The 22,182-nt window shown below is 68.9% G+C and carries 22 protein-coding genes and 1 tRNA gene; 11 read left to right on the top strand and 12 right to left on the bottom strand.

From position 1 onward, the window contains the following. Positions 1–111 precede the first annotated feature (111 nt). Positions 112–1,326, top strand: coding sequence for an ABC transporter substrate-binding protein (locus tag FRCN3DRAFT_RS0240025; protein WP_425343361.1), 1,215 nt, complete (start codon positions 112–114; stop codon positions 1,324–1,326). 259 nt (positions 1,327–1,585) lie between these two features. Continuing rightward, complete coding sequence (locus FRCN3DRAFT_RS0240030; RefSeq protein ID WP_007506774.1) at positions 1,586–2,722, top strand: Rv3169 family protein; 1,137 nt, start codon at positions 1,586–1,588, stop codon at positions 2,720–2,722. Between the two features lie 111 nt (positions 2,723–2,833). Here FRCN3DRAFT_RS0240030 and FRCN3DRAFT_RS0240035 read toward each other — a convergent pair whose 3' ends face one another. Both FRCN3DRAFT_RS0240035 and FRCN3DRAFT_RS0240040 read right to left on the bottom strand, forming a co-directional pair. Then, positions 2,834–4,060, bottom strand: coding sequence for an amidohydrolase family protein (locus FRCN3DRAFT_RS0240035; RefSeq protein ID WP_027141365.1), 1,227 nt, complete (start codon positions 4,058–4,060; stop codon positions 2,834–2,836). 357 nt (positions 4,061–4,417) lie between these two features. Beyond that, entirely contained in the window at positions 4,418–4,840 is a 423-nt protein-coding gene (locus FRCN3DRAFT_RS0240040) for a GNAT family N-acetyltransferase (RefSeq protein ID WP_007506776.1), read from the bottom strand. Between the two features lie 476 nt (positions 4,841–5,316). On the opposite strand from FRCN3DRAFT_RS0240040, the gene FRCN3DRAFT_RS0240045 reads away from it, so the two are divergent. The 3 genes from FRCN3DRAFT_RS0240045 (at position 5,317) to FRCN3DRAFT_RS54605 (ending at position 6,748) form a co-directional block, all read left to right on the top strand. Next, positions 5,317–5,652: a hypothetical protein gene (locus FRCN3DRAFT_RS0240045; RefSeq protein ID WP_007506777.1), complete on the top strand. Its 336-nt coding sequence runs from the start codon at positions 5,317–5,319 to the stop codon at positions 5,650–5,652. A gap of 197 nt (positions 5,653–5,849) precedes the next feature. Further along, positions 5,850–5,923 (top strand) — tRNA-Ile (locus tag FRCN3DRAFT_RS0240050). Between the two features lie 324 nt (positions 5,924–6,247). Beyond that, a complete protein-coding gene (locus FRCN3DRAFT_RS54605) occupies positions 6,248–6,748 on the top strand; it encodes a hypothetical protein (RefSeq protein WP_007506778.1) in 501 nt (166 codons plus the stop codon). Here FRCN3DRAFT_RS54605 and FRCN3DRAFT_RS0240060 read toward each other — a convergent pair. From FRCN3DRAFT_RS0240060 to FRCN3DRAFT_RS0240070, 3 genes are all read right to left on the bottom strand, one after another. Beyond that, on the bottom strand, positions 6,745–8,001 hold the full coding sequence (locus tag FRCN3DRAFT_RS0240060; protein WP_007506779.1) for a tyrosine-type recombinase/integrase: 1,257 nt from the start codon (positions 7,999–8,001) through the stop codon (positions 6,745–6,747). The genes FRCN3DRAFT_RS54605 and FRCN3DRAFT_RS0240060 overlap by 4 nt on opposite strands. Further along, on the bottom strand, positions 8,001–8,264 hold the full coding sequence (locus FRCN3DRAFT_RS0240065; protein WP_007506780.1) for a hypothetical protein: 264 nt from the start codon (positions 8,262–8,264) through the stop codon (positions 8,001–8,003). Before FRCN3DRAFT_RS0240065 ends, FRCN3DRAFT_RS0240060 begins: the two co-directional genes overlap by 1 nt. 248 nt (positions 8,265–8,512) lie before the next feature. Then, on the bottom strand, positions 8,513–8,809 hold the full coding sequence (locus tag FRCN3DRAFT_RS0240070; RefSeq protein WP_007506781.1) for a hypothetical protein: 297 nt from the start codon (positions 8,807–8,809) through the stop codon (positions 8,513–8,515). A 126-nt stretch (positions 8,810–8,935) separates the two neighbouring features. On the opposite strand from FRCN3DRAFT_RS0240070, the gene FRCN3DRAFT_RS0240075 reads away from it, so the two are divergent. After that, positions 8,936–9,301 carry a helix-turn-helix transcriptional regulator gene (locus FRCN3DRAFT_RS0240075; protein ID WP_035931934.1) on the top strand — a complete coding sequence of 122 codons (366 nt, stop codon included), beginning with the start codon at positions 8,936–8,938 and terminating at the stop codon, positions 9,299–9,301. A 45-nt stretch (positions 9,302–9,346) separates the two neighbouring features. Here FRCN3DRAFT_RS0240075 and FRCN3DRAFT_RS52380 read toward each other — a convergent pair whose 3' ends face one another. Beyond that, complete coding sequence (locus tag FRCN3DRAFT_RS52380) at positions 9,347–9,523, bottom strand: helix-turn-helix domain-containing protein (RefSeq protein WP_035931936.1); 177 nt, start codon at positions 9,521–9,523, stop codon at positions 9,347–9,349. Between the two features lie 110 nt (positions 9,524–9,633). On the opposite strand from FRCN3DRAFT_RS52380, the gene FRCN3DRAFT_RS0240080 reads away from it, so the two are divergent. After that, complete coding sequence (locus tag FRCN3DRAFT_RS0240080) at positions 9,634–10,476, top strand: IS5 family transposase (RefSeq protein ID WP_027140517.1); 843 nt, start codon at positions 9,634–9,636, stop codon at positions 10,474–10,476. Between the two features lie 74 nt (positions 10,477–10,550). On the opposite strand, the gene FRCN3DRAFT_RS0240085 is transcribed toward FRCN3DRAFT_RS0240080, so the two are convergent. The 4 genes from FRCN3DRAFT_RS0240085 to FRCN3DRAFT_RS0240100 all read right to left on the bottom strand — a co-directional run bounded on the left by FRCN3DRAFT_RS0240085 (position 10,551) and on the right by FRCN3DRAFT_RS0240100 (position 14,777). Continuing rightward, positions 10,551–12,263 carry a replication initiator gene (locus tag FRCN3DRAFT_RS0240085; protein ID WP_007506784.1) on the bottom strand — a complete coding sequence of 571 codons (1,713 nt, stop codon included), beginning with the start codon at positions 12,261–12,263 and terminating at the stop codon, positions 10,551–10,553. Beyond that, complete coding sequence (locus FRCN3DRAFT_RS0240090) at positions 12,260–13,933, bottom strand: FtsK/SpoIIIE domain-containing protein (protein ID WP_007506785.1); 1,674 nt, start codon at positions 13,931–13,933, stop codon at positions 12,260–12,262. Before FRCN3DRAFT_RS0240090 ends, FRCN3DRAFT_RS0240085 begins: the two co-directional genes overlap by 4 nt. Before the next feature lie 128 nt (positions 13,934–14,061). Continuing rightward, positions 14,062–14,367, bottom strand: a complete 306-nt coding sequence (locus FRCN3DRAFT_RS0240095; protein ID WP_007506787.1) for a hypothetical protein — start codon at positions 14,365–14,367, stop codon at positions 14,062–14,064. Continuing rightward, the gene (locus tag FRCN3DRAFT_RS0240100) at positions 14,364–14,777 is read right to left on the bottom strand and encodes a hypothetical protein (protein WP_007506788.1); all 414 of its coding nucleotides are present in this window, start codon (positions 14,775–14,777) and stop codon (positions 14,364–14,366) included. The genes FRCN3DRAFT_RS0240095 and FRCN3DRAFT_RS0240100 overlap by 4 nt, the downstream gene beginning before the upstream one ends. Before the next feature lie 124 nt (positions 14,778–14,901). On the opposite strand from FRCN3DRAFT_RS0240100, the gene FRCN3DRAFT_RS48625 reads away from it, so the two are divergent. Further along, the gene (locus FRCN3DRAFT_RS48625) at positions 14,902–15,351 is read left to right on the top strand and encodes a helix-turn-helix domain-containing protein (RefSeq protein ID WP_007506789.1); all 450 of its coding nucleotides are present in this window, start codon (positions 14,902–14,904) and stop codon (positions 15,349–15,351) included. A 117-nt stretch (positions 15,352–15,468) separates the two neighbouring features. Here FRCN3DRAFT_RS48625 and FRCN3DRAFT_RS48630 read toward each other — a convergent pair whose 3' ends face one another. After that, complete coding sequence (locus FRCN3DRAFT_RS48630; protein ID WP_232794406.1) at positions 15,469–15,834, bottom strand: hypothetical protein; 366 nt, start codon at positions 15,832–15,834, stop codon at positions 15,469–15,471. 356 nt (positions 15,835–16,190) lie between these two features. On the opposite strand from FRCN3DRAFT_RS48630, the gene FRCN3DRAFT_RS54610 reads away from it, so the two are divergent. From FRCN3DRAFT_RS54610 to FRCN3DRAFT_RS50875, 3 genes are read left to right on the top strand one after another with little or no spacing between them, the layout of a single operon-like run. Next, a complete protein-coding gene (locus tag FRCN3DRAFT_RS54610) occupies positions 16,191–17,138 on the top strand; it encodes a helix-turn-helix domain-containing protein (protein WP_007506791.1) in 948 nt (315 codons plus the stop codon). Then, complete coding sequence (locus FRCN3DRAFT_RS0240120) at positions 17,125–18,315, top strand: hypothetical protein (RefSeq protein ID WP_007506792.1); 1,191 nt, start codon at positions 17,125–17,127, stop codon at positions 18,313–18,315. Before FRCN3DRAFT_RS54610 ends, FRCN3DRAFT_RS0240120 begins: the two co-directional genes overlap by 14 nt. Beyond that, a complete protein-coding gene (locus FRCN3DRAFT_RS50875; protein ID WP_083401658.1) occupies positions 18,200–18,688 on the top strand; it encodes a gamma-glutamylcyclotransferase family protein in 489 nt (162 codons plus the stop codon). The genes FRCN3DRAFT_RS0240120 and FRCN3DRAFT_RS50875 overlap by 116 nt, the downstream gene beginning before the upstream one ends. Before the next feature lie 431 nt (positions 18,689–19,119). Here FRCN3DRAFT_RS50875 and fxsT read toward each other — a convergent pair whose 3' ends face one another. Beyond that, on the bottom strand, positions 19,120–22,137 hold the full coding sequence (gene fxsT / locus FRCN3DRAFT_RS48635; RefSeq protein ID WP_007506793.1) for an FxSxx-COOH system tetratricopeptide repeat protein: 3,018 nt from the start codon (positions 22,135–22,137) through the stop codon (positions 19,120–19,122). Positions 22,138–22,182: the final 45 nt, after the last annotated feature.

A 22,182-nucleotide genomic window follows, 5' to 3' on the forward strand; every position in this document is an offset into this window, starting at 1 on the left:
GGCGAGCTACGCTCCGCCGATCATCCTTCGATTTCGAGGAATCGCCGGTCCTTGCCGCGGACGGCGCGCCGACGGCGGCATCGTGACGTGCTGTCCCTCGTACTGGCTCTCGTGACGCTCACCAGTTGCGCCATCGGGACGGAGAAAACCGAGCGGACCGCCAACGCGGGTTGCGACGCGCCTGGGGTATCCCCCGGCGCCATCAAGGTAGGACTGATGTACCCGAACACGGGAATCCTCTCCGAGGCGTTCACACCGGCGCGCAGCGGCGTCGAGGCCCGGATCGGCCTCGCCAACCAGACCGGCGGCATCAACGGCCGCAGGGTCGACCTGGTCTGGCGCGACGACGCCGGCGCGGCGGACACCAACGGCCTGACAGCCAAAGACCTCGTCGAAAAGGACCACGTCTTCGGCCTCATCGAGCTGAGTACCGCCGTCTCCGGGTCCGCGGACTACCTGGACCGCAACGGCGTGCCGGTGACCGGTCTCACCGCCGAGTCACTGTGGAACGATCACGCCAACATGTTCTCGTTCTCCTACCTGTTCGCCAAGGGGACCGCGGTCACCACCGTCGGCCAGTACGCGAAGGCCCAGGGCGGCACGAGGGCCGTCGTGCTCGAGGACGCCGTCGGCGGCCCCACGGGCGAGATCGCGGACCAGCTGACGGCCAGTCTGAAAAGCCAGGGCATCGATGTCGTCCGGCGAATCGGTCTGACGACCGGTTGGAGCAGCGCGTCGTGGGCGGCCGACGAGATCATCGCCAGCCAGGCGGACGTCATCGTCGGCACCGTGGCGATGAGCAGCATCGCCGAGACGCTGGCGGCGGTGCGTGCCGAAGGCGGCAACCCGAAGGCCGTGTTAAGCCCGACCGGCTACAACCCGGACCTGCTGCGCGAGCAGGGGCCGGCCATCGCCGGCTTGACGATCTGGCTCAACTACACCCCGTTCGAGTCCCAGTCGCCGGCCATTCGCCGTTACCAGGAGGCGATGGCCGAGTTCGCCCCCGAGCTGGACGCACCCGACCAGGAGGTCGCGGTCGCCTCCTACATCAGCGCGGACCTCTTCCTGCGCGGGCTCGAGGCCGCCGGCCCCTGCCCCACCCGCCAGGCCTTCATCACCAACCTGCGGAAGGTCACCGACTACGACGCAGGCGGCCTCGTCCCCGGCACCATCAACCTGTCCCAAAATCGCGGCAAGCCCAACACCTGCTACGCCTTCGTCCGCGCCAACGCCACCGCCGACGGCTTCGACGTCGTCAGGGACTCCAAGGGGTCGGGCCAATGGTGCGGCCAGCTGATACATGAACCGGCCGCGGGCAATGAGTGACCAGCCCGGTTCATCTGGAGCACCAGGTCAGCCTCCGCCGCGAGCAGCGGGCGGAAGCTTCCGGCGCGACCGGGCGAACAGCTTCCGGTTGTCGTCCGGTAGCCACATGTGCCACCGTCCCGCCTCGTCCGGCTCGTTCTCTGCCGGTGCCGATGCCGGTGCCGTGGCGGCCGCCGCGCGGTGGCCGCTCGGTGGCCGCTCGGTGGCCGCTCGTGCCGGCACGGGCGCTCCCGCTTCCCGACGCTGAGAGGAACCCGCGGTGCTCATTCCTTTTGACGACTACCCGGTCCACCAGACCGCGCTGCCGCTCGCGCACGCCGGCGACGGCCACCCCGACCAGTACGACCGGTTCTGGTTCAACGGCTACGACGAGAACATGTACTTCGCGGTCGCGATGGGCTTATACCCGAACCGGGGCATCATCGACGCCGCGTTCAGCGTCGTGGCCGACGGCGTGCAGCGCTCGGTGTTCGCCTCCGGGCGCGTCCCGCTCGACCGCACGCAGACGAAAATAGGCCCGATCACGATCGAGATCGTCGAGCCGATGCGGATCAACCGCGTCGTCGTCGACGCGCCGGAGCACGGCCTCGTCGCGGACCTGACCGCGACGGCCCGCACTCCCGCGTACGAGGAGCCGCGCCAGACCCGGCACGCCGGCACCCAGCTGACCATGGACGTCACCCGCGCCACCCAGCTCGTCACCTGGGCCGGCACGCTCTCCGCCGGCGGCCACGACATCCCGCTGTCGACGCCCACCTACGGCACCAAGGATCGTTCCTGGGGAATGCGCGGCGTAGGCGACCCGACGCCGGGGGCGCCGCGCAAGGTCCTGCCGCAGATCTTCTTCCTCTGGGCACCGCTGAACTTCGCCGACGTCGGTCTGCACTACCTGCGGTTCGAGGACGCGCTCGGGGTGCCGTGGTCCCAGACCGCGGCGATCCTGCCGGTCATCGGCAACCATGCAGCGGTGTTCGGCGCCGACACCGGCATTCGCACGCTCAGCGGCGCCCGGCACGACGTGCGATGGGCACCCGGCCTGCGCCGATCGGAAGGAGCCACGATTCTCCTTGCCCCGGGTGACACCGCGGAAGCCCCAGGCGACACCGTCGAGCTGGAACCGATCCGCACATTCCGAATGAAGGGAGTCGGCTACCTGCACCCCACCTGGGGACATGGGAAATGGCACGGCGAGCTGGCCGTCGGCGGAGAGGCGCACAAGGCCGCCGACCTCGACACGCTCGCCTTCGACACCGTCCACATCCAGCAGGTCATGCGTGCGACGTGGGGCGAGCGCACCGGTCTCGGCGTGCTCGAGCAACTCGTCGTCGGCCCCTACGCACCTGGCGGCTTCACCGACCTGCTCGACGGCGCCCCGGCCAGGGTCACGGACCTTTGAACGCCAGCCCGCTCTGCCCCGGCCGCCCGGCGAGCCACTCGGGATGGCCCGCCGGGGAACGAGCGGCGGTGACGGCGCGCTGGCGCGCGGCGGTGACGGCGCGCGTCCGCTCTACAGGACCTTCGCGAGCGGGTCGACTCCCATCAGCGCGCCGAGGTTGCCGCCCATGATCTTGCGCTGCTCGTCGACGGTCAGACTGTCAAGCTCGTCGATGAACGTCACCGGGTCGAACAAGCCCTCCGGGTGCGGATAGTCGGAGCCGAACAACACGTTGTCCGCGCCGAGCACCTTGACCAGGCCGACCACGTCCTCCTCGTGGAACGGGTGGACGTAGACGCAGCGGTGCCAGGCGACCATCGGGTCTTCGTCGAACAGGTCCGGGGTGCGCTCGTAGAGCTTCTCCAGCTGCGTCACCAGCGGGCGGACCCAGGAGCTGCCGTTCTCGACCGGCAGGAAGCGCAGCCCCGGGAACCGAGTGGCCAGGCCGTGTCCGAGGATCGAGGCGATGACGTCCTTGATGACGCGGTGCTCGCTCATCACCAGCTCGGCGAATGCGGTCCGCCTGGACTTGAACGGCAGGAACTCGGCGGACGCGCCCTCCCAGTCGTTCAGATAACGCTGGAAGCCGTCGTCCGAGGCGTGCATGCCGACGACGATGCCGGCCTCCTCGACCCGCTTCCAGAACGGGTCGAACTCGGGCAGCGCGAACGAGCGGCGCTGCCCGCCGTAGCCGGGCACGGGCGCCGGTCGGACCAGGATGGCGCGGGCCCCGTGCTCGATCACCCAGTCCAACTCGCGCAGCGCCTCGTCCAGGATCGGCAGCGTGATGACGGGCGTCGGGAAGATCCGGTTCTCGTAGTTGAACGTCCAGTGCTCGTGCATCCACCGGTTGAGCGCGCGGACCACGATGACCGTGGCCTCCGGGTCGTCCGCGAGGCGCTCCTCGAGCAGGCTCGCCAGCGTCGGCCACATCATCGCCCGGTCGATGCTCAGCTCGTTCATGAGCTCGAGCCGGTCCGCCGGGTTGAAGTACGCCGGGATCGACGGCACGTAGCGCGGCGGCGGGGCGACCTGGATGTCACCGGCCTTGGTCTTCGACGACGGGTTCTTCAGCCGGAACTCGAGCTCCTGAGCTCCCGGCGGCGCGACGACGTTGAACGTCGGGTTCGGGATGTACTCACTGATCTGCCCACGGAGGGCGATCTTCGTCCGGTTGCCCACCTGGACGTACTTCACGAGCCCGTCGTACTCCGCCGGCAGGTACTTCGTGAACGCGTCGGTGGTCTCGTACATGTGGTTGTCCGCGTCGAAGACCGGAAACTCGATCGACCGCGACAAGGCGATCACATCCTCTCAGCGCGTCCAACATCACGTGATGGTGGTCACGGTAGTCGACAAAGTCAGACGTCGTCTAGTTTTTCCAGCCCGAGCTGGACCGTGGTGCCCGGACCGGATGCGTGGGCCGCGACCCACCCAGGCTGGGAGTACCCGAGCCGGTCGGAGGAACCAGGTAGGTCGGAGGAACCGGGTAAGAGGAACCAGGTAGGAGGTGATCGGTCGGACCGTCCTCGGACCGCCCTCGGGCACCCTCGAGCACCCTCGGCACCGGTGCCCGGCGGGTCCGCGCGAGGCAGGCGCCAGCCTTGATCTTCGGCGACGATCGTTCCCCGGCTCGCGCCAAGGCCTCGACCCGAGCTAGGTCCGCGCCCTTCGCTCCAAGTACGTTTCGTCAGGTGCGCCGAAGCCGTGCTGCTTGTACAGCCCGTGCGCGTCCGCGGTGTGCAGCATCCATCGGAAGTTCACGCCGGGGCCTTCGTCGATCATCGCCGTCACCAGCGCCTTGCCCAGCCCCCTCCCACGCACCCGTTCGACGATGAACACGTCCGCGAGATAGGCGAGCGCGACGCCGTCCGAAAGGGCCCGCGCGAAGCCCACCAGCTCCCCCGTGCTCGTCTCGTAGACGCCGACGACCCGCCAGGCACCGTCGAGCTGGGCGTCGACATCCGCGCGTCGCCGCCACCGACCCCAGTAGGCGCTCGTCGACAGAAACGCCCAGACAGCGTCGCGGTCGACCCGGCCCAGGTCGTCGTCGAGCTCGAACCCCTCGAAAACCGTCATGCGGCCCGACTCTGTCAGAACCCGCCAACCATCCGCACACGGATTTCGGTGCGAGAGCCGCGCGGCAGACGGTGGCCGGTCTGGGCGAGCTACCAGCGCGCGCCGCGGGAGCATTCTCGAACGATGATCACGGCGATCCTGATGCCCGGCCCGGCGGGGCGGCGGCCCGACGGCCCGGCGGCCCGGCGGCGAATCCGGCCGCTCGGAAGCGGGATGCCGCCGCACGGCCTCTGGCAGCCGAGCCCGGTTTGAGCAGCAGGCACTCGTGTGGCTCCCGAGCCGGGTCACCATCGGGCACTGCCGGTGCCGGCCAGACTCTCGGTGCCGGCCGCAGGGCGCCGGCATAGCCGCCGACCTGGGCGGAAGCGATCTGGCCAGGTCGGCGGCGATGCGCCGAGATCCGGCTCCCAAGACAGATCGTCGCCTGTCGTCCGCGTCACTTGACAGCATGATCTGCCACCGCCAGGATCGAATGTATGTTCGATCTCCTCGGGGTCCGGTCACGCACTCGCATCGCCCACGAAGGCCGGGTCACGCCCGCCCCCCGGGTCCCGTCGCAGATCAACACCGCCCCCAGGCCCCTCGCGGCCAGGCCGTCGACCGACCTGCCACCGAGTGTGGCCCGGATGGCGGCGCGGACAAGACTATCGGCGGAGCTGCTTGCCGCCATCATGGCCGTCGACGGGCGATCCCGAGCCACCCTCGACGACATGGAACGCGCGGACGCGCTGGCGGACGCCCTCCTGGCCCGTCGACGCCAGCGAGTCGGCCGGGCGCACCCCGAACTCGTCCAGGCGAGTCACCGCGGCTGACGGACCCGGCAAATTCCACGAACCGGTGGATCTCCGCCGGCACGGGCGCAGACACGGGTCCGCGAAGCCCTAGGTGCGGCGAGCAACGACACGAACCAGTGCTCAGCGTCCCACCCAGCCAGCGGTACTCCCCGCGCAGGATCGCTGACCAGCCGGTACGACACGACACGGCTGTAGTCGGTACGCTACGTCAGCCTGGGGCGGTAGCTCAGCCGGTCAGAGCAGGGGACTCATAATCCTCCGGTCGTGGGTTCGAGCCCCACCCGCCCCACACTCACTCTGTGTAGTTTTCGCAGGTCGCTGCTCCCAAGTCGATCAGGGGCGGCGACCTTTGATCATTTCTGGCAGCCACGCTGGCAGCCACACGTTCCGTTCGGGTCGCGAAGGCTTCAGGCTCGGATCGCCGCCAACGCGGCCACCCCCTCCAGTTCGTGTCGCGTTCGTCACATCTGCTGGACGCACGCAACCTTCAGTCCGCCTCCAGCACTCCGACCAGGCGTGATTCCCACTTGACCATCACACCCCACCCCGTAGAGAAACAATCCCACTGCTACGGTGACGCAACATCACAACTCGATAGGTATGGAGAACCGGGATGGCCAAGCGCAACGTCGCGCTCTCTCTGCTCGTGGTCGAACTCGGCGCGATTGCGCTACTTGTGGCTTCTCTGATCTCATTCGACTGGCATCAGCTCTGGTTCGCTCTGTCAGTCTCGATCGCGATCCCGTGTTGGCTGCTCGCCGTCAAGGCGCCTTCTACTTGCGGCGTGACAACCCAGCGCGGCACCCCGTGCCGTAACCGGACGGTCGGCGTACTATTTGGATGCTCCCAGGCGCCCGGCGGAGGCCATGTCTGGGCGAAATTCTTCGCTCGCTTCGGATGGCATCCTCACCAGCCAGTCCCGGCCGACGCTGAGAACTCCGCATCACCTTCAACACGTGGCTCGACCAGTCCCGACGGAACCGTTCTGACTGCTCACCAGCGCGGCATCGTGGTTGTCAGACTTGAAGAAGACATGCAAAGCACCCTTACCTTCTGGATGACGGTTGTCGCGACCCTTTCAGGAGTCATCTCGACCGCCGCCATATTTGCCTAGTCGGAGGTCTGGCCGTCGTCCTCTGGGTCCCAGAGGACCGAGCCGATGCCGTCGGCGGCGTCCCGTTGCATCTCTGGGATGACGTGGCTGTAGGTGTCGAGGGTCAGGCTGATCTGCGAGTGGCCGAGGATCTCCATGGCGACGCGGGCCGGGGTCCCCTGGGCCAGGAGCAGCGTGGCCGCGGTGTGCCGGGCGTCGTGAAGCCGGGCGTGCGGGACGCCTGCCTGTTCGAGAAGGCGCTTCCAGGTGGCCCAGTCGCGAGCAGGGTCCAGGGGACAGCCGTTTGGCTGGGTGAAGACAAGGTTCCATTCGTTCTTCCAGAGGTCGCGAGCGTGCTCCGCCGCTTTCCTCTGTCGGTCGCGCTGGTCGCGCAGCGCCCGGACGAGCGGCCTCGGGAGGGTGATCGTGCGCCGCCCGGCGCGGCTCTTGGGTGCGACGAGGACCAGGCCGCCACCGCCGACACGGGACGGGCAGCTTCCCGCGCGCTTCTTGCCGCACGGCGTGTCGCCGCATCCGTGCTGCCAGGGCCGGCGCTGGAGGGCTTGGCGGACCGCGATGGTTCCTCGGACGAGGTCGACCGCGTCCCAGGCCAAGCCGAGCGCTTCGCCCTGCCGCAAGCCCAGCGAGAGCGCGACCGACCATCGCGCCGGATTGACGTCGTCGGCCGCGACCTTGAGGATCTGCCGGGCCTGCTGGGCCGTCAGCGGTCGGATTTCATCGCGTTGCACGGCCGGCGCGTCCACCAACGCGCAGACGTTGCGAGCGACCTTTCCGCGTTGCACAGCGACCTTGAGTGCGCGGCTCAGAATACGGAAGCACTGCCGAACGGTCGCCGGGGCAAGGCCCTCGGCGAGCAGCTCATCCCGCCAGGTCTCGACGTTCTCAGGCTGAAGCGCTTCGAGCTTGTAGCCGCCCAACGCCGGAATGATCCGATGGTTGACCTTGCTCCGGTACCCATCGAGCGTCGACGGCCGAACCCGCGCCGGGGCGATGTGCTCGACCCAGAACGTCACCCACTGGCCGACCGTCGGCGGCTTCTTACCGGTCGTCACCGCGACGACGACACCGTCCTCCTGCTGCCGACGTAGCTTCCGAAGCTTCTCGGCCACCTCGGCGCGGGTCCGGCCGGACAGGTACTTGCGTTGGCGCTTGCCGTCCCTCCAGCCCAGGTCGACCGACGCGCGCCAACGGCCATCCGGCGACTTGTAGATTGCTCCCTCGCCAGCGCCGCGGCGTCCCTTGCGCGCAGCCATCAGGCCACCTCCTGCCGGTCGTTGGAGGATTCGCGGGCCACCTCGGCCAGGGCGAGTGCGTACCGGGCGGCCGCGATGGTGAATTGGTCCGTGCGTCCGGCGACGATTTCCTCCGCGACGAACCGCAGAGCGCCGCAGGCGTAGGAGTACCGGGCGTCGAGCGGGTAGTGGGCCACTTCGGCGCGCGCTCTGGTCAGCTCTGCCGCCGTGGGGCGGTAGTCCACTGAGTCGTTGGCGAACGGGTCGGGCCTGTTTTCGGGCATGACGATTCGAAGCTCCTTGCCGGAAAGAACGGACCTGAGCGCCGGGCGCGGGTGTCGCTGCCGGGCGTCGGTGGGCATTCCGTTCTCTGGGCGGAGGGAGGATCTGTCGGGGCGCCGGCCGCGTCCAGGGCGCTGCGCGTCGCTGCGCGATCGGCCTTCGGCCGACCCTGGACCCGTCCGACACCCCGACAGCTTTGGAAGCCGCCAGAGAGCGGAAAAAAATGGGGGTGGTGCAGGCAGGGGTGCCGCTACGGGCGGGAGACGCCCGCCGCCGCCGGGTCCGTCGAGGGCATCGCGTCTGCGGGGACGAGGGCCGAAGCGCCCGGCACGCGCCGGAAGACCAAGACCACGTCGATGTCGCCGAAGTGCTCGGTGAAGAAGGCGTCCGGTGGGAGGTCCGCGAGGATCGCGACCAGGTCGCCGATGTCGGCGCCGGGGCGGATCGTCAGCTCGTGGCCGGTGTCGGTCGCCTGCGTCGAGACGAGCGGCGAGTCGTCACCGGGGGTGCGCCACGCGCCGAAGCCGCCGGAAGAGAAAATGGGCATAGGGCTTCGCTCCTTGTGGATGCAAGGGGTGGGGTCTAGGTCTCGGCGGGTGTTCCAGCACCCGTCGGGACCGCTAACGGCTACAGTAGGCATTAGCTACTGGCTCGTCAAGCTATGATGCAGCCCATGTCGACGATCAAGCTCATGGGTGCGGCGGAGATCGCGCATCTCCTCGACGTGAGCCCGTCGCGGGTCCACCAGATCCTGCGCGACGACTCGACCTTTCCCGAACCCGTGGCCGTGCTGAGCATGGGGAAGGTGTGGAATGCCGACGACGTAGATCGGTGGCACGCCGCTCGTAAAGCGCCTCGGCCGTCCAGAGACCAAGGCAAGGCGGAAGAGTGGAGCCTAGACGATCTACGCCAGGCGCTTGACCGATACGAACGACTACTCGTGTCCAGCGGGAAGGCGCCCAACACCGTCCGGACCTATCTGGATCACCCCCGACGCTTCCTTCGATGGCTAGCCGGCGACTACGACCCGATGAGCTGAGCGTTCCCGAATCGGTCCTTGCGGTCCGCCGCTCAGCCAGCACGATCACGCTGCTTCTCCGCCGAGGCCGCGGAGCCGGGCGACGTAGCTGTCCAAGGCGTCGCGTGGAATGCGTCGAGCCCTGCCGATGCAGATCGATTCGAGTTCGCCGGACGCGAGGAGTTCGTAGACGGTGGAGCGGCCGAGGCCGAGTAGTTCGGCCGCCTCAGCCGGAGTCAGCAGGAGCTTAGAGCCTGTCCTGAATCTTGATGTTGTGGGCTGGCCGTGGCCCGTTCCCGATCTTCGCGGTGTGGTGGCGTGAACGGCTGGGACGGGCTGGTCACGGTCGGGACATGGGACGATCTCGCCGCTATCCCTCGGATATGTCGGATGAGGAGTGGGCGTACGTGGCGCCGCTGTTGCCGCCGGTTCCGAAGGACGGCCGGCCCGAGAGCCATGACCGGCGCGACATCGTGGACGCGATCCTGTACGTGGCCCACAACGGGATCGTGTGGCGGGCGCTGCCGGCGGACTTCCCACCCTGGAAGACGGTCTACGGCTTCTTCGACCGGTGGAAACGCAAGGGCGTCGTCATCCGGGTCCACGACGGGCTGCGCGACCAGTTGCGCCAGGCCGAGGGCCGCCGGCCGCGGCCGACCGCCGGGGTGATCGACTCCCAGTCCGTGAAGGGCGCCCAGACCGTCACCCACCCCAGCCGTGGCTACGACGCGGGCAAGAAGGTCAACGGCCGCAAGCGGTTCATCGTCGTCGACACGTTGGGCCTGCTGCTGGGGGTACTCGTGCTGCCCGCCAGCCGCCAGGACCGCGACGGCGCTCGCCAACTCCTGCTCGACCACTACTTCACCACCCCGACGTGTCGGCACCTGTTCGCCGACGGCGGCTTCGCCGGCAAGTTCGTCACCTGGGCCACCGACATTCTCAAGACCACCGTCGAGGTCGTCCGCAAGAAAGACGGACAGAAAGGCTTCACCGCCCTCCCGAAACGATGGGTCGTCGAGCGCACCCTGGCCTGGCTCACCGCGCACCGCCGCCTCGCCCGCGACTACGAACGAGACCCGGCAAGCTCGGTCGCCTTCATCCGCTGGGCCATGATCCGCACCATGGCCCGCCGCCTCGTCCGCGGCAAGCCCGTCGAACGCTGGACGGCCCGCGAGCAACCGAACACGGCGAGCTGATAGCCCTTCAAGATTCAGGACAGGCTCTTAGACACGGCGTACCCCTTGGTCACGAGATCGGAGTCGGGCGGCGGTCAGGCCACCGCGGGCCGGGTGCCGTCGGGCGGACCGGTCGTCGAGGGGTTCGCCAATTGCGTGCGCCAGCGCTGTCGGTTGGCGATCGCGTGCAGGATCAGATGTTCGCGGCGTGGCGCGTCCTGGTCGCCGGGTCGGACGAGTTCCCAGGCCAGCCGTGGCGCGTTCGCCGAGTTAGTGACCGTCTGCTCGGCCGGGCTGCCGTCGTCGGGTCGGTGGCCGAGGGCTTCGAGTTGGGCGCGTACGAAGTCGAGGCGGTCGGCTTTGTGGTCGCCAAGGGTCTTGCCGGACCACTTCCGCGAGACCAGGACGCGTCGGCCGCCGAAGCCGAGGGTTTCGCGTCGGTGGGTCTTGCCCTTGCACCGTCCGGGAGCGAGGCCGGGTCGGGCGTTCTTCGGGGCGATCCCGTGTAGGAGCCAGTTCGCGCAGGTAGGGGAGCACGGTTCATAGCGCAGCGCCGCCGCCAGCCGGTCGACGTGGGCGCGCTGTCGGTCTGTCTCGACCGCGTGGCAGCCATCGAGCGACTTGGTCAGGTACTTGGTCAGATAGCCGATCAACTTCCCGGCGGTCTCGCCGTTGGCGGTGACGCCGTCCGCGCGGATCTGTGGCCCGAACCGGACAACGTGCGCTGGTTCGTCGTCCGGGCCGATCGCGTCGAGCGCGTCATCCCACGAGACCAGCTCCGCCCCGGTGACCGGATCGACGTAGCTGCCGGCCTGCTCGTCCCACGTCGGCAACCCGGGACCGTCTGGCGCGTAGATGGGCGCGTCGGTAGCCGGCCACCACACCTGGTGGTAAGTCGCGGTCGCGACCTGGCGCAGGACGACGCGGGAAACGGTTCCGCGGAACGCGGCATGAAGATGCGGGGCGAGCCGGCGCTGTGGTTCCAGGACTGCGAAGTACTGGACGTCCCAGCCGACGGCGCGGCGCAGGTTCTGCCAGAACCGGTCGATGAGCTTCGGGAAGTGGATCGCGTCCCGCGCCGCTCGCCGGTAGTCATACGAGTCCGGATCGACAGGCGTTCCGTCGGTCAGGACCCTGCCGTAGGTGTCGCAGGTCAAGGTCAGGAACATCGACGGCCGCCAGGCCGTGCCGTCCGGCGCGCTGTACGTCCGGCCGACGGTGCGCTTGTCGACGGGCAGCCGGGGCAGGTCCGCGGCATCCTGCCGCCGCCGGGTCGAGCGGGTCCGCCGTGGCCGTTCCCGGTTGTCCGGCGCAGCCTTGCCGCGGACGCCGAGTTCGGCGAGGGCTTCGTCGACATGGCCGATCACCCCGTCGATGTCAGCGACATTGGCCGCGTCGCCGGCCTGTTCGGATTCTTTGCGGAGGGCTTCGAGGTCGGCGCGGAACCGGCCGAGGTCCTTGGCTTCGTCCGACGGCGGGTCAGGGTCGGGCAGCGGTTCGTCGTCGAGGTGCCATCCGGCCTTGCACTGCGCCATCCGCAGCCGCCGCGCCCGCTCGGCACACGGCGGGCATTTGGACGCCAGGGTGGCGCCGCAGGGGGCGGGGACGATGGTGGTCTCGCCGGTGTCGAGGTCGACGCGGCGCAGCGCCACCGGCCGCACGCAGACGCCCTCTTCGACAGCGACCGCTTCGACGACGTGACGGGCGAGTGGCTGGCGCATCCGGGCCAGCCGGGAGCCAGGCCGCGGCTCCTCGTCCGCCGGATCGACCGGGCCGAGCTCGGCGTCGTCCTGGTCCACGGCGTTCACCGATCGGTCCACGGGTCGCCGTACTCGGTCAGGTCAGGAACCCAGCCGTCCGCCCGACCGCGGGGAGCGGAGCGCCGGCCGCGCGTCTTGGGCCGTGACCACGAGAGCCGCCGCCGCCGGACCGGAGGGTCGAGGCCGAGGACATCCCCAAAGCCACGGGCCCGAAGAATCTCCACCACGTCCGGCCAGACAGCGGGCGCCGATAGCTGCGGACGCGGCGGCACCGCCGGCAGTTCCAGCAGTTCTGGTGTCCAGCCCGTGACCGGGACGCGGTAGCGGTCGACCGTCCGCCGGATCTCACCGTCGTCCGGGAAGGACGCCCGGACCCGGACCGGTTCGGCGCCGCCGTCCTTGGCGACGTAGCCCGTGCCCTGGAGGTCGACGGGGATGTCCTCGCAGCGGGCGCCCTTCTCATGCGCACCGGCGCCGAGGACGAGGTCGACCTGCTCGGCTTCGACCAGGCGCAGCGCGACCCGAACCGGGAACAGGTCCCGGAACGGCAGCGTCTCCTTGCGCGGGTCCTGGACCGCGGCCACCACGACCACGCCCGGCGCCCGCCCCTGCGACAGCAGCAGCGGTAGCGACGCCGACAGCCGCTTCTTCAGATCGCGGTCGGTCACGTAGGCGGTGAGTGCGGCGATCTCGTCGACGACGACCACGATCAGCGGGTCGCCCACGGTCGGCACATGGAGCCGGGACACACCCCGCAGCCCGTCGGCGCGGGACTGCATGCGGGCTACCGCGTCGTCGAGGAGATCGGCGATGGAGGGCAGGTCGTAGGCGAACCGGGCGAACATCGCCGCCCCGGACGCCATCTCCATCCCACCCTTGGGATCACACACCCACAGTTCCGCGAGTCCGGCGGAGACGGCCGGACCCAGGGCGCGGATCAGCGACCACAACACCGAGCCCTTGCCCGCTCCGGTGGCACCGGCGACCAGGACGTGCGACCCGCGTAGCGGCAGCAGCCACGGCGCGCCATCCTCGCGACGGCCGAGGGGCAGGTTCTCGAGATCGCCCGGAGCGTTCGGCCCGTCGAGCGGCGCCGGGGGCACGACGGTGTCCAGCGGGTCGCGGCGGTAGAAGTCGACCCAGACGAACCCGACCCGCTCCGCACGAACCCGGCACGCCCGCGCCCGGTAGATGTGCCGCAGCGCCTCGGCCTGCTCCGCCCAGACGTCGGGAGTCTGCCCGGGCAGCAGCTCCACCCGCAGCGACTCCACCGCGGCCGAGGCGCGGAAGCCGCGGATACGCGGGAAATACTCGTCGAATGTCACCCGCTCCGCGTTCGACGCGGGGATCTGAATCGCCAGGCCGCAATGCACCGTCGCCGCCCGCCACCTGCGGCGGTAGACAGCAACGAGCCGGATCCGGCCCCAGGTCCACCGGGCCGCCCGGTCGAACGAGCACCGATGCACCAGCCGCCAGACCACGGCGACCAGCACCACCGCGCCGGCCAGCACGCCGAGGCCGAGCAGACCCGTGCTCCGGTAGAAGCCGGTCAGAAGGACCAGCACGGCGACGGTGGACGGGTGCCGCACGAGCAGCAACACGAACCGGCCACACAACCGAGCGACCAGACCGGCGAGCACCGCCCACAACGGCACGCGAATCTTGTCGTGGCGCGCAGGTAGGGACGGGATGCGGCGGTCCCCGTTGATTCTGGGCATGACGAATACCACCCGTTTCACGGCAGGGCAAAGCCAGGGCAAGGAAACGTGAAAGAAAGACAGCAGGCCCCGGAACGCCGGCGGCTAGAAAACCGACGCCCCGGGAATCCTGCGAGAAAGCGCGACTATCAGGCCGCGCGCGAAACCGGCGGAATCGTCAGGCTGGAGGTCTCGTCGCCGTCGGTGTCCGAGTGCGCGGTGAAGTGCTGGCAGTTCTCGGCGAAGCGGGCCACCGCGTCCGCCAGGTCCCGGGCGAATCGCAGCGCGGTCGGGTCCAGGTCGTGCGGCGACAACGCGATCGTGACCGTGACGTCCCCGGTCGAGAGACTCAGGATCGGCGACCGCTCGTCATAGGTGTAGAGCGAGACCGATGCCCCGGCGCAGACCGCCAGATGCGCCGACAGCCGCGTCGGCGACGGGCGCTTGCTGTTCACGCCGCCGCTCCCTGGGAACGGCGAGCCGGCAGCGGAGTCGCCGGCCGCAGACCCGAGGCCCGCAGCGCGAACATCTGCCGCGGACGCGACCCGTTCGTGTCCACCCACGGAATCACCAGTAGCCCCACCAGCTCTACCGGCCGGAACGGTGTACCCGGGATCGGGTCCGGCGGCACCGGCGCCACCTCCGCCGCGATCTTCACCTTCAGCTCCGCCGACCGCGCCGTCGGATCCGCATCCATGACCCGCACCGCCCAGAGCCGAACGCCGGTCTCCTTGTCGAGCTCCTGCGGATCCGGCGCACCGGCCCGCATCTTCTCGAAGTCGTTCGACGCCTCCACACCCAGCACGTACGCACCGTTCGGGAACACGTCCCCAAACGCCACCGGAATCCTGCGAGGAATCGCCACCGCGCCACACCTCCATGGGAATCGCCCCCGCCCGGCCGATCCGGGCGTATCGGGACGTCCCCACGATGCGCCGCTCGCCGAGCGCTCGTCGAGCGGATATCCAATGGTTGGATAGCGCCTTTAGATGGAATGCGGTTGGTACTGTCGTGCCGTTCCCGAAATCCATCCGAAGCGATATGTTTGCTTCGTGGCAAACGATGACAGGCGACGGGTTCCACCGCGCGAGGACTGGCGAGCCGTCGCCGCCACCCTCAACGCGAGGATGGCCGTCCGCCGCGTCGGTCAGCAGGAGCTCGCGGAACTCGCTGGAGTGTCGGTCGCGACGCTGCGCGTCTTGCAGCATGGGGCGGGCGGTCGCCGCGTCCAGGACGCCACGTTGGCGGCGGTGTGCCGCGCGCTGGGCTGGCCGACGGACTACCTGCGCCGTGTCCTGCTCGGCGAGCCCCTGCCCAGCGCCCCCGACACGCCCGGCAGCGTCTCCCCCGACGCCCAGGACGAGATCCTGGCCGTTCTACGGCGCATCGAGGCTCAGGTCGAGCAGATCGCCCGCCACCTGAGCCCGGCTTCACGCTGACCGCCCACCGCGGAGTGCGAAGATCGTTGCTGCCGGCTGGTAACGACGAGGGCCGGACCCAGCGGGAAGCGAGTCCCGGCAGGTCCGGCCCGTCAGCCGTCCAACAGTGATGATGTTCTACGACGTCACAAGCGCTGATCGGCTGCTCGGCGGCCGTGAAATGGTCCCGGTCAGCGCGCGCCGCAACGCGCGGAGCGCATCCGCCTGCCCGGCCGCAAACGCCGCCCGTTCGGACGCCGTGGTGTACCGCTCACCAGCGGACAACCCGTCTGGGCTAACCGGCCCGACGAGCATCCCGCCGTGCTCGACAACCTGCTCCACCAGGGAGTTCAGCAGGTCCCCGCGTGACGGCGTCGCGTTTCCGGGCCGGTAGACGAGGACCAGGTCGACGTCGCCGAAGGCTTCGACGAACTCCAGCCCTGCCGGAAGCCGAACGATCTGGTCATATAGCTCCGCCAGGTCCGACCCGGACCCGACGACCAATGCCCAGTCCTCTCCGGCCCAGGGCGCTGCCGCTTCATCGGACCTTCCCTGTCGACCCGCGGCGACTCCAACACCATTCGCACGGGCCGTGTCGGTCGTCGAGACGCCGAGGCCGCCCCCTCCGTCCTCACGCTCCGCCTGATCCTGCGTCATCCGCGTCCCTCCGCTCCACTCACCGATCGTTGTCGACACCCGCCACGTCGGGCGCCGTTGACCGCGTGGCGGGGTCGACGGCAGCCTTGCGCCGATCGACGAGCGCGAACAGGTACGGCGATGGATAGCGGCAGTGGATAATGCGACGAACAGTGCAGGACCGCTCACAGCTTCGGCCGCTGTCCCTCTCAGGAGCCGTGACCATGACTCCAGCCCGCCCCGCGCCCACGCCGCCGCCCGACCTCTGGGACCGCCCAGAGATGGCGAAGGCCCTGGCAGATCGCGACATGGGCCAGGTTCTCAAGATCTATCAGCGATGGACCGGCGCGTCCCAGACCCAGCTTGCGCGCATGGTCAACGTCGGACAGCCGACGATCAGCGGAGTCATCCAGGGCAAGCGCCGAGTCGAAAGCCTGTCGCTCTTCGAGCGCTTCGCAAGCGGTCTGGGCATCCCACGCGCCCGTCTCGGCCTGTCCGACAACGGTCCCCTGCCCTCGGCCCCGGCCAACGCCTCGGCACCAAGCCCGGCGGTAGGCGTCTCGTCCGACTCTGCCGACGAGCGGGACGACGCCCAGGTGCCAGCCGGCGACATCGAGGACCGGCGACTCACGATCGACATCGAGGTTGCCGAAGACGGCTGGGCGACGCTCACCTATCAGCGCGAGCTATACAACGGCACGGCGACGCCGCTCACCCGCCTGAGCCAGGAACTGTGGTTCGAGACGACCAACGGCCCGTTGAAGATCGAGCCGCTACCGTCCCCGGACCGGAACGTTCTCATCCAGCGGATACATGACACGCCGCTCAACGCCCGCTTCGCCTGCCAGATCTTCCCGGCCATCCAGCCGGGCGAGTCTGCCGAAATCGGCTACCGGAGCACCGGCGGACGATTCGTCTACGACCACTACTGGCGCCAGGCGATCCCCCGGCCGACTGGGCTGTTCGTGATCCGGCTACGCCACCACGGCGTGACGACGTTGGCCCGCTGCTCGGCGAGCGAGGACAAGCCGGACGGCTCGGAGATCTCCGCAACCGAGAGTCTTTCGTGGGACCGGGACGGAGATGACGTCGTGATCGAGCTGACAAGGCGTGACCTACGCCCGAACCAGGCCGTGACGTTGAGATGGGATCGCGCGCATGCGTCTACGTGACGAGATCGAGCAGACGATCAGGGCCTGGGACGCGTACGAACGTGCGCGGGGAACGTCCCCGATCATCGACTTCGACTGTGCTCCTGTCTCTGGTGCGGCCGAGGCCGCGCCGAGCCGGCTGGACGTCTATCACCGGCTCACCGTCTTGCACGAGCAGGCCGACCGAGACGGCGACCGGGCGTGCGCCGTGCAGCTTCGCGCGCACCTTGCCTACCTCGGCGCCCTCCTCGGCGAACGCCCCGGGCTCGACGGGTACCTCTCGGCGACCCAAGGATGCCCGGCGTCCGGCTGGTCCGAGGAGTACATCGTCGAAGTCGGCGACCGCGCCCGCCGCGCCCTGGCCGACCTCGGCGTGCCGTGGGACGCGACCACTGCCGACTTCCTCAACAACGTCGAGGGGCCGGTCGATGCGAACGACGCTGGCGAGCTGATCCGAGCCGCCGCCCACGATGCTGAACCGAGAATTCGAGAGTTGGCCCACGCGAACGCGCCGTACACGCTGACGATCGAGACTGCCGAGGTCGACGCCTACTGGGCCTACTGGCTCGACGGCGTGGGCCAAGACGCGCGGCTACGGTTCAACCTGCGCACCGTCAGCTTCACCAAAGTCCGAATCCGCCAGTTCGCCCAGCACGAGATCCTCGGACACGCGCTCCAGTGCGCCAGCTACGCCGCAGGGGCAGACGACGCGGACTGGCCGCGCCTGCTCTCGGTGCACCTGCCCTATCAGGTGCTCCTCGAAGGTCTCGCCCAGGCAATGCCGCTGTTCCTCACTCCCGACGACGCGCCCCTGGTCGCCCGCGTCCGCCTGGACCACTACCTCCAGCTCGTCCGCACCGAGCTACACCGCGCCATCAACGACGGCGCGACCATCGCCGACTGCGCCGCGCACGCCCGCGCCCGCGTCCCCTTCTGGAGCCCCGCGACGATCGGCGACGCACTCACCGATCGTGGCAACGATCCCCAGCTACGCACCTACCTGTGGGCCTACCCCGCGGGCATCGACTGGTTCGTCACCCTTGCCGACAACGCCGACGCCGACACCGTGGGAAAGGTCCTCCGTGCCGCCTACACCCAGCCCCTCACCCCGAACGACCTCACCCAACTCTGGCCGACTGGCCCCCGTATCAGCGGACCCGGCGCCCCTCTTCGTCTACGGAAGCCTTCTCTTCCCTGAGGTCCTGCACGTCCTCATCGACCGCGACCCCACCCGCGTCTCCGCCTCGGCATCTGGATGGCGGGTCATCAGCCTGCCCGAGCGCGTCTATCCCGCGCTGATCCCAGGCCCGGATGACACCGCGTCGGGTCACGTCCTGACCGACCTCACACCCGCCGAGTGGGCCACCCTGGACGCGTTCGAGGCCGACGTCTACACCCTCGACCGCCTCACCCTCACCGGCGGCGGCCACGGCTGGGCCTACACCTGCACCGACACCCCAGAACTCGCCGACCAGCCCGCATGGAGCCCGGACACGTTCGCCCGCGACCACCTCACGGCCTACATCGAACGCTGCACCGCCTGGCGACAGCGCTACGAGCAGACCCAGTAGCCGGACCGGTCGCCGAGCAACTGCCGAATCCGCCGATTTAGGATCAAGGACAGCGCGGTGCGGGCCGTGCCGCGCGGCCGGCTGCGCGCGGCCGTGGACGGCCGTGCTCACCGGGCGCGTCGCGTCCCGCACCGCGCCATGCCTGAAAACGGTCACGATCCCGGCGAGGCCCAACATCGAGGCATGCGCTCCGCATCCCGGTCGGCTGCTTCAATACCAGCGGCGGCAAGTCAAGTAGAGCTGCCGCGCCGCTTCCGTTCCTCAGCGCCGGAGGCGCCTGCGGTACGGGTCGGCTTGCCAACGTAGATTGGTCTGTGCCATCGCGCTCGATCATATAAAAAATTGGATGACACGACTTGGCGGCGGGCGCTTCGGTTGCGGGTATGTTGTCGCATTTTCGACGCCGGACTAATTTACGTGCCGCGTTGGATCTATCGGCGGCGGAGGAACCCGCTTGGTCGGACTCGGCGGGCGGCTGCGAGGTTCGCTCGGAATGTATCCAGCATCGGATGCCCTAGATCAAGGACGCGCTCTGCGGCTGCCAGGTTTTCTTTATAAAGCTGGATTGCCTGATCCAAGCGTCCCGCCGCCTGGTAGGAGCCGGCGACGTTGTTACGGGAGATCATCGTTGATGGGTGGTCGCCGCCGAGTATCCGCTCGCGGTCTGCCAGGGTGGCCTTATATAGCTGGATTGCCCGCTCCGATTGTCCCGCTGCCTGGTGGGCGCCAGCGAGGTTGTTGCGGGCGCTGAGGGTGGACGGATGGTCGGCACCGAGTACTCGCTCCATATCGGCCAGAGTCTTTTGGTGGAGCGGGATTGCCTGCTCCAACCGCCCCGCAGTTTGATAGGCGTAGGCGAGGTTGTTGCGGGCGCCGAGTGTCTCCAGGTGGTCAGGGCCGAGTACCCGCTCCATATCGGCCACAGCTTCTTTGTGGAGCGGGATTGCCTGCTCCAACCGCCCCGCCGCCCGGTAGGCGAAGGCGAGGTTGCTGCGCGAGATTAGGGTGTCCAGATGGTCAGCGCCGAGTACCCGCTCGCGGTCTGCCAGGGTGGCCTTATATAGCTGGATTGCCCGCTCCGATTGTCCCGCTGCCAGGTGGGCGCCAGCGACGTTGTTGCGGGCGCTGAGGGTGGACGGATGGTCGGCACCGAGTACCCGCTCCATATCGGCGACAGTCTTTTGGTGGAGCGGGATTGCCTGCTCCAACCGCCCCGCCGCCTGGTAGGCGCCGGCGAGGTTGTTGCGCGCGGTCAGAATGGATGGATGGTCGGCGCTTAGTACCTGTTCAGAATCAGCCAAGGTCTGCTCGTACAGATCGATTGCCTCCTCCAACCGCCCCGCTGCATGGTAGGTGTGGGCGAGGTTGTTGCGGGCGAGAACGGTGTTCGAGTCGTCGGCACCGAGTACCCGCTCCATATCGGCCACGGCTTTTTGGTGGAGCGGGATTGCCTGCTCCAACCGCCCCGCCGCCTGGTAGGCGCCGGCGAGGTTGTTGCGCGCGGTCAGAATGGATGGATGGTCGGCGCTTAGTACCTGTTCAGAATCAGCCAAGGTCTGCTCGTACAGATCGATTGCCTCCTCCAACCGCCCTGCTGCTTGATAAACGTAGGCCAGGTAGTTGCGGGACTCTATGGTATTCGAATGGTCCACGCCTAGGTGGGTTCGGTTAAGAGCCAAGCTACGTGCTATGTAAGGAATCGCGGCGTCTGGTCGACCGTGGTGTGCCAGATAGAGCCCGGTCTGGCCACATAGCCAAGACAAAGCCCGGATCGTTTCTCCGTCCCGCTCGTTTTCATCGGCGTCGAGTACGGCCCGGACGTGCGGCAGCAGGTCCCGCCAGCGTGGCCAGCCCGCAGGATCGCGGACATCGGCCGGCACCGTCGCGGCCAGCAGCCGGACCAGACACGCTTCGGTGGCTAGCCTGTCTTCCGAGGTCATCTCGGCGCGGGTCGCCGCGGCGATCAGCCGGTGGACCGTCAGCACTGACCCGTCACGGCGTGCCAAACTGTAACCGACCAGCGCGCCGACCGCGTCTGCCCAGGCCAGCGGATCACCCGCCGCCGCGCGCAACGGACCCTCGGCCAGCTCAGCACTGCCGCCCGCGACAAGGTCGAGCGGGATGGGCTCCGGTCCGCAGAACGCGCACAGCTCCAACAGCGCTCCCGCCGCGGGTGGCTCGGCGCGCAGACGGGCCATCGACAACGCCCACAGATTCGCCACCGTCACCCCGGGCCGATCTGCCACCCGCCCGCGGCCCAGCATGTCCCCGAGCCGGCTTTCCACCAACGTCGCGTACTCCGCCGGCGGCATTCCGGTCTGGCGCAGATAACCCGCAGCCTGCTCCACCGCGAGCGGCAGAAGACCCAGCACCGCGACAACCCGTCCGGCCACCTCCAGATCGATGCCACGCACCCGCTCGGCCAGCAGCGCGACCGCCTCCCTCGACGTGAACTCACCGACCTCGACCGCCCCGCCCGCCCCATCAAGCCCCGCCAGTCGGGACGTCACCAATAGCCGGCCCCGCGGATCCGACGGCCGAAACGGCGTCACCAGATCCCACGCGTCGACGTTGTCCAACACCAGCAGCCAGCGATGCCCCTGGTGTCGTAGCTCAGCCGCGACCGTCGGCCAGTCCGCCCCTTCCGCCAGACCGATCGCCACTCCCAACGCGCCGATGTGCCCCGCGACCAGGTCCGCGTCCTGTGCCGGCACCCACCAGACCACCTCGAATTCGTCCTTGTGCCGGTGCGCGTACTCCACCGCCAATGCCGTCTTGCCCGTCCCGCCCGCGCCCTGCACCGCACATACTGAAGTCAGACCCTGCGCGGCCAGATCCTCGGCCATACCCGCCAGCAACGCTTCCCGGCCGACGAACCGCGCCAACCTTGGCGGCACATTCCACACCCCTGGCAAATCCATCGGAAACACCGGCGCCGCGCCCGCCGAACCCCCAACCGCCACGCCCACAGATGTGACACCGGCATCCACCGACACGGGAAAACGTGGCGCCACCGCAGGCTTACGCCGACGCAGCGCAACCGCGTCCAACAGTCGGGTCCGCGCAGCCTGCTCGTCGACGCCGAACAGATCCACCGACACGATCTGACGCAACAGCCCCGGCCGGGCGCACTCTTCCACCCGCACCACCAACAGCAGCCGCTTCGCCCCATCCGGGTCGGCCGCCCACACCGCCTGCCACTCCTCCGACGCGAACGCCGACCTCAGATACGCCTCTGACAGCACCGCCACCGTGCGCCGGCCACCCGACAACGACCGCTGCATCTCACTGACGAAATGAGACCCCGGCCCGAAGTCCCACGCTTGAATCAACGCCTCATGCCCCACGGCCTCAAACGTCCAGGCAACCCACTCCGCCCACCGGACATCCACACCTGTATACGACACAAAGAAGCGTTGCTGCGCGTCGACCGCGCTCCCGCCGGTCATAGCACCAGTATCCCACGCCCAGCAGCCACCCCGACACCCACCGCC

The sequence above is a fragment of the Pseudofrankia saprophytica genome (assembly GCF_000235425.2).
GTDB lineage: Bacteria > Actinomycetota > Actinomycetes > Frankiales > Frankiaceae > Pseudofrankia > Pseudofrankia saprophytica.

Excerpts from the sequence above, each read along its gene's own strand:
- FRCN3DRAFT_RS0240040 (WP_007506776.1), bottom strand. The coding sequence starts at position 4,840 with ATGACGGTTTTCGAGGGGTTCGAGCTCGACGACGACCTGGGCCGGGTC.
- FRCN3DRAFT_RS0240045 (WP_007506777.1), top strand. The coding sequence starts at position 5,317 with ATGTTCGATCTCCTCGGGGTCCGGTCACGCACTCGCATCGCCCACGAA.
- FRCN3DRAFT_RS54605 (WP_007506778.1), top strand. The coding sequence starts at position 6,248 with ATGGCCAAGCGCAACGTCGCGCTCTCTCTGCTCGTGGTCGAACTCGGC.
- FRCN3DRAFT_RS0240060 (WP_007506779.1), bottom strand. The coding sequence starts at position 8,001 with ATGGCTGCGCGCAAGGGACGCCGCGGCGCTGGCGAGGGAGCAATCTAC.
- FRCN3DRAFT_RS0240065 (WP_007506780.1), bottom strand. The coding sequence starts at position 8,264 with ATGCCCGAAAACAGGCCCGACCCGTTCGCCAACGACTCAGTGGACTAC.
- FRCN3DRAFT_RS0240070 (WP_007506781.1), bottom strand. The coding sequence starts at position 8,809 with ATGCCCATTTTCTCTTCCGGCGGCTTCGGCGCGTGGCGCACCCCCGGT.
- FRCN3DRAFT_RS0240075 (WP_035931934.1), top strand. The coding sequence starts at position 8,936 with ATGTCGACGATCAAGCTCATGGGTGCGGCGGAGATCGCGCATCTCCTC.
- FRCN3DRAFT_RS0240080 (WP_027140517.1), top strand. The coding sequence starts at position 9,634 with ATGGGACGATCTCGCCGCTATCCCTCGGATATGTCGGATGAGGAGTGG.
- FRCN3DRAFT_RS0240090 (WP_007506785.1), bottom strand. The coding sequence starts at position 13,933 with ATGCCCAGAATCAACGGGGACCGCCGCATCCCGTCCCTACCTGCGCGC.
- FRCN3DRAFT_RS48625 (WP_007506789.1), top strand. The coding sequence starts at position 14,902 with ATGGAATGCGGTTGGTACTGTCGTGCCGTTCCCGAAATCCATCCGAAG.
- FRCN3DRAFT_RS54610 (WP_007506791.1), top strand. The coding sequence starts at position 16,191 with ATGACTCCAGCCCGCCCCGCGCCCACGCCGCCGCCCGACCTCTGGGAC.
- FRCN3DRAFT_RS0240120 (WP_007506792.1), top strand. The coding sequence starts at position 17,125 with ATGCGTCTACGTGACGAGATCGAGCAGACGATCAGGGCCTGGGACGCG.
- fxsT (WP_007506793.1), bottom strand. The coding sequence starts at position 22,137 with ATGACCGGCGGGAGCGCGGTCGACGCGCAGCAACGCTTCTTTGTGTCG.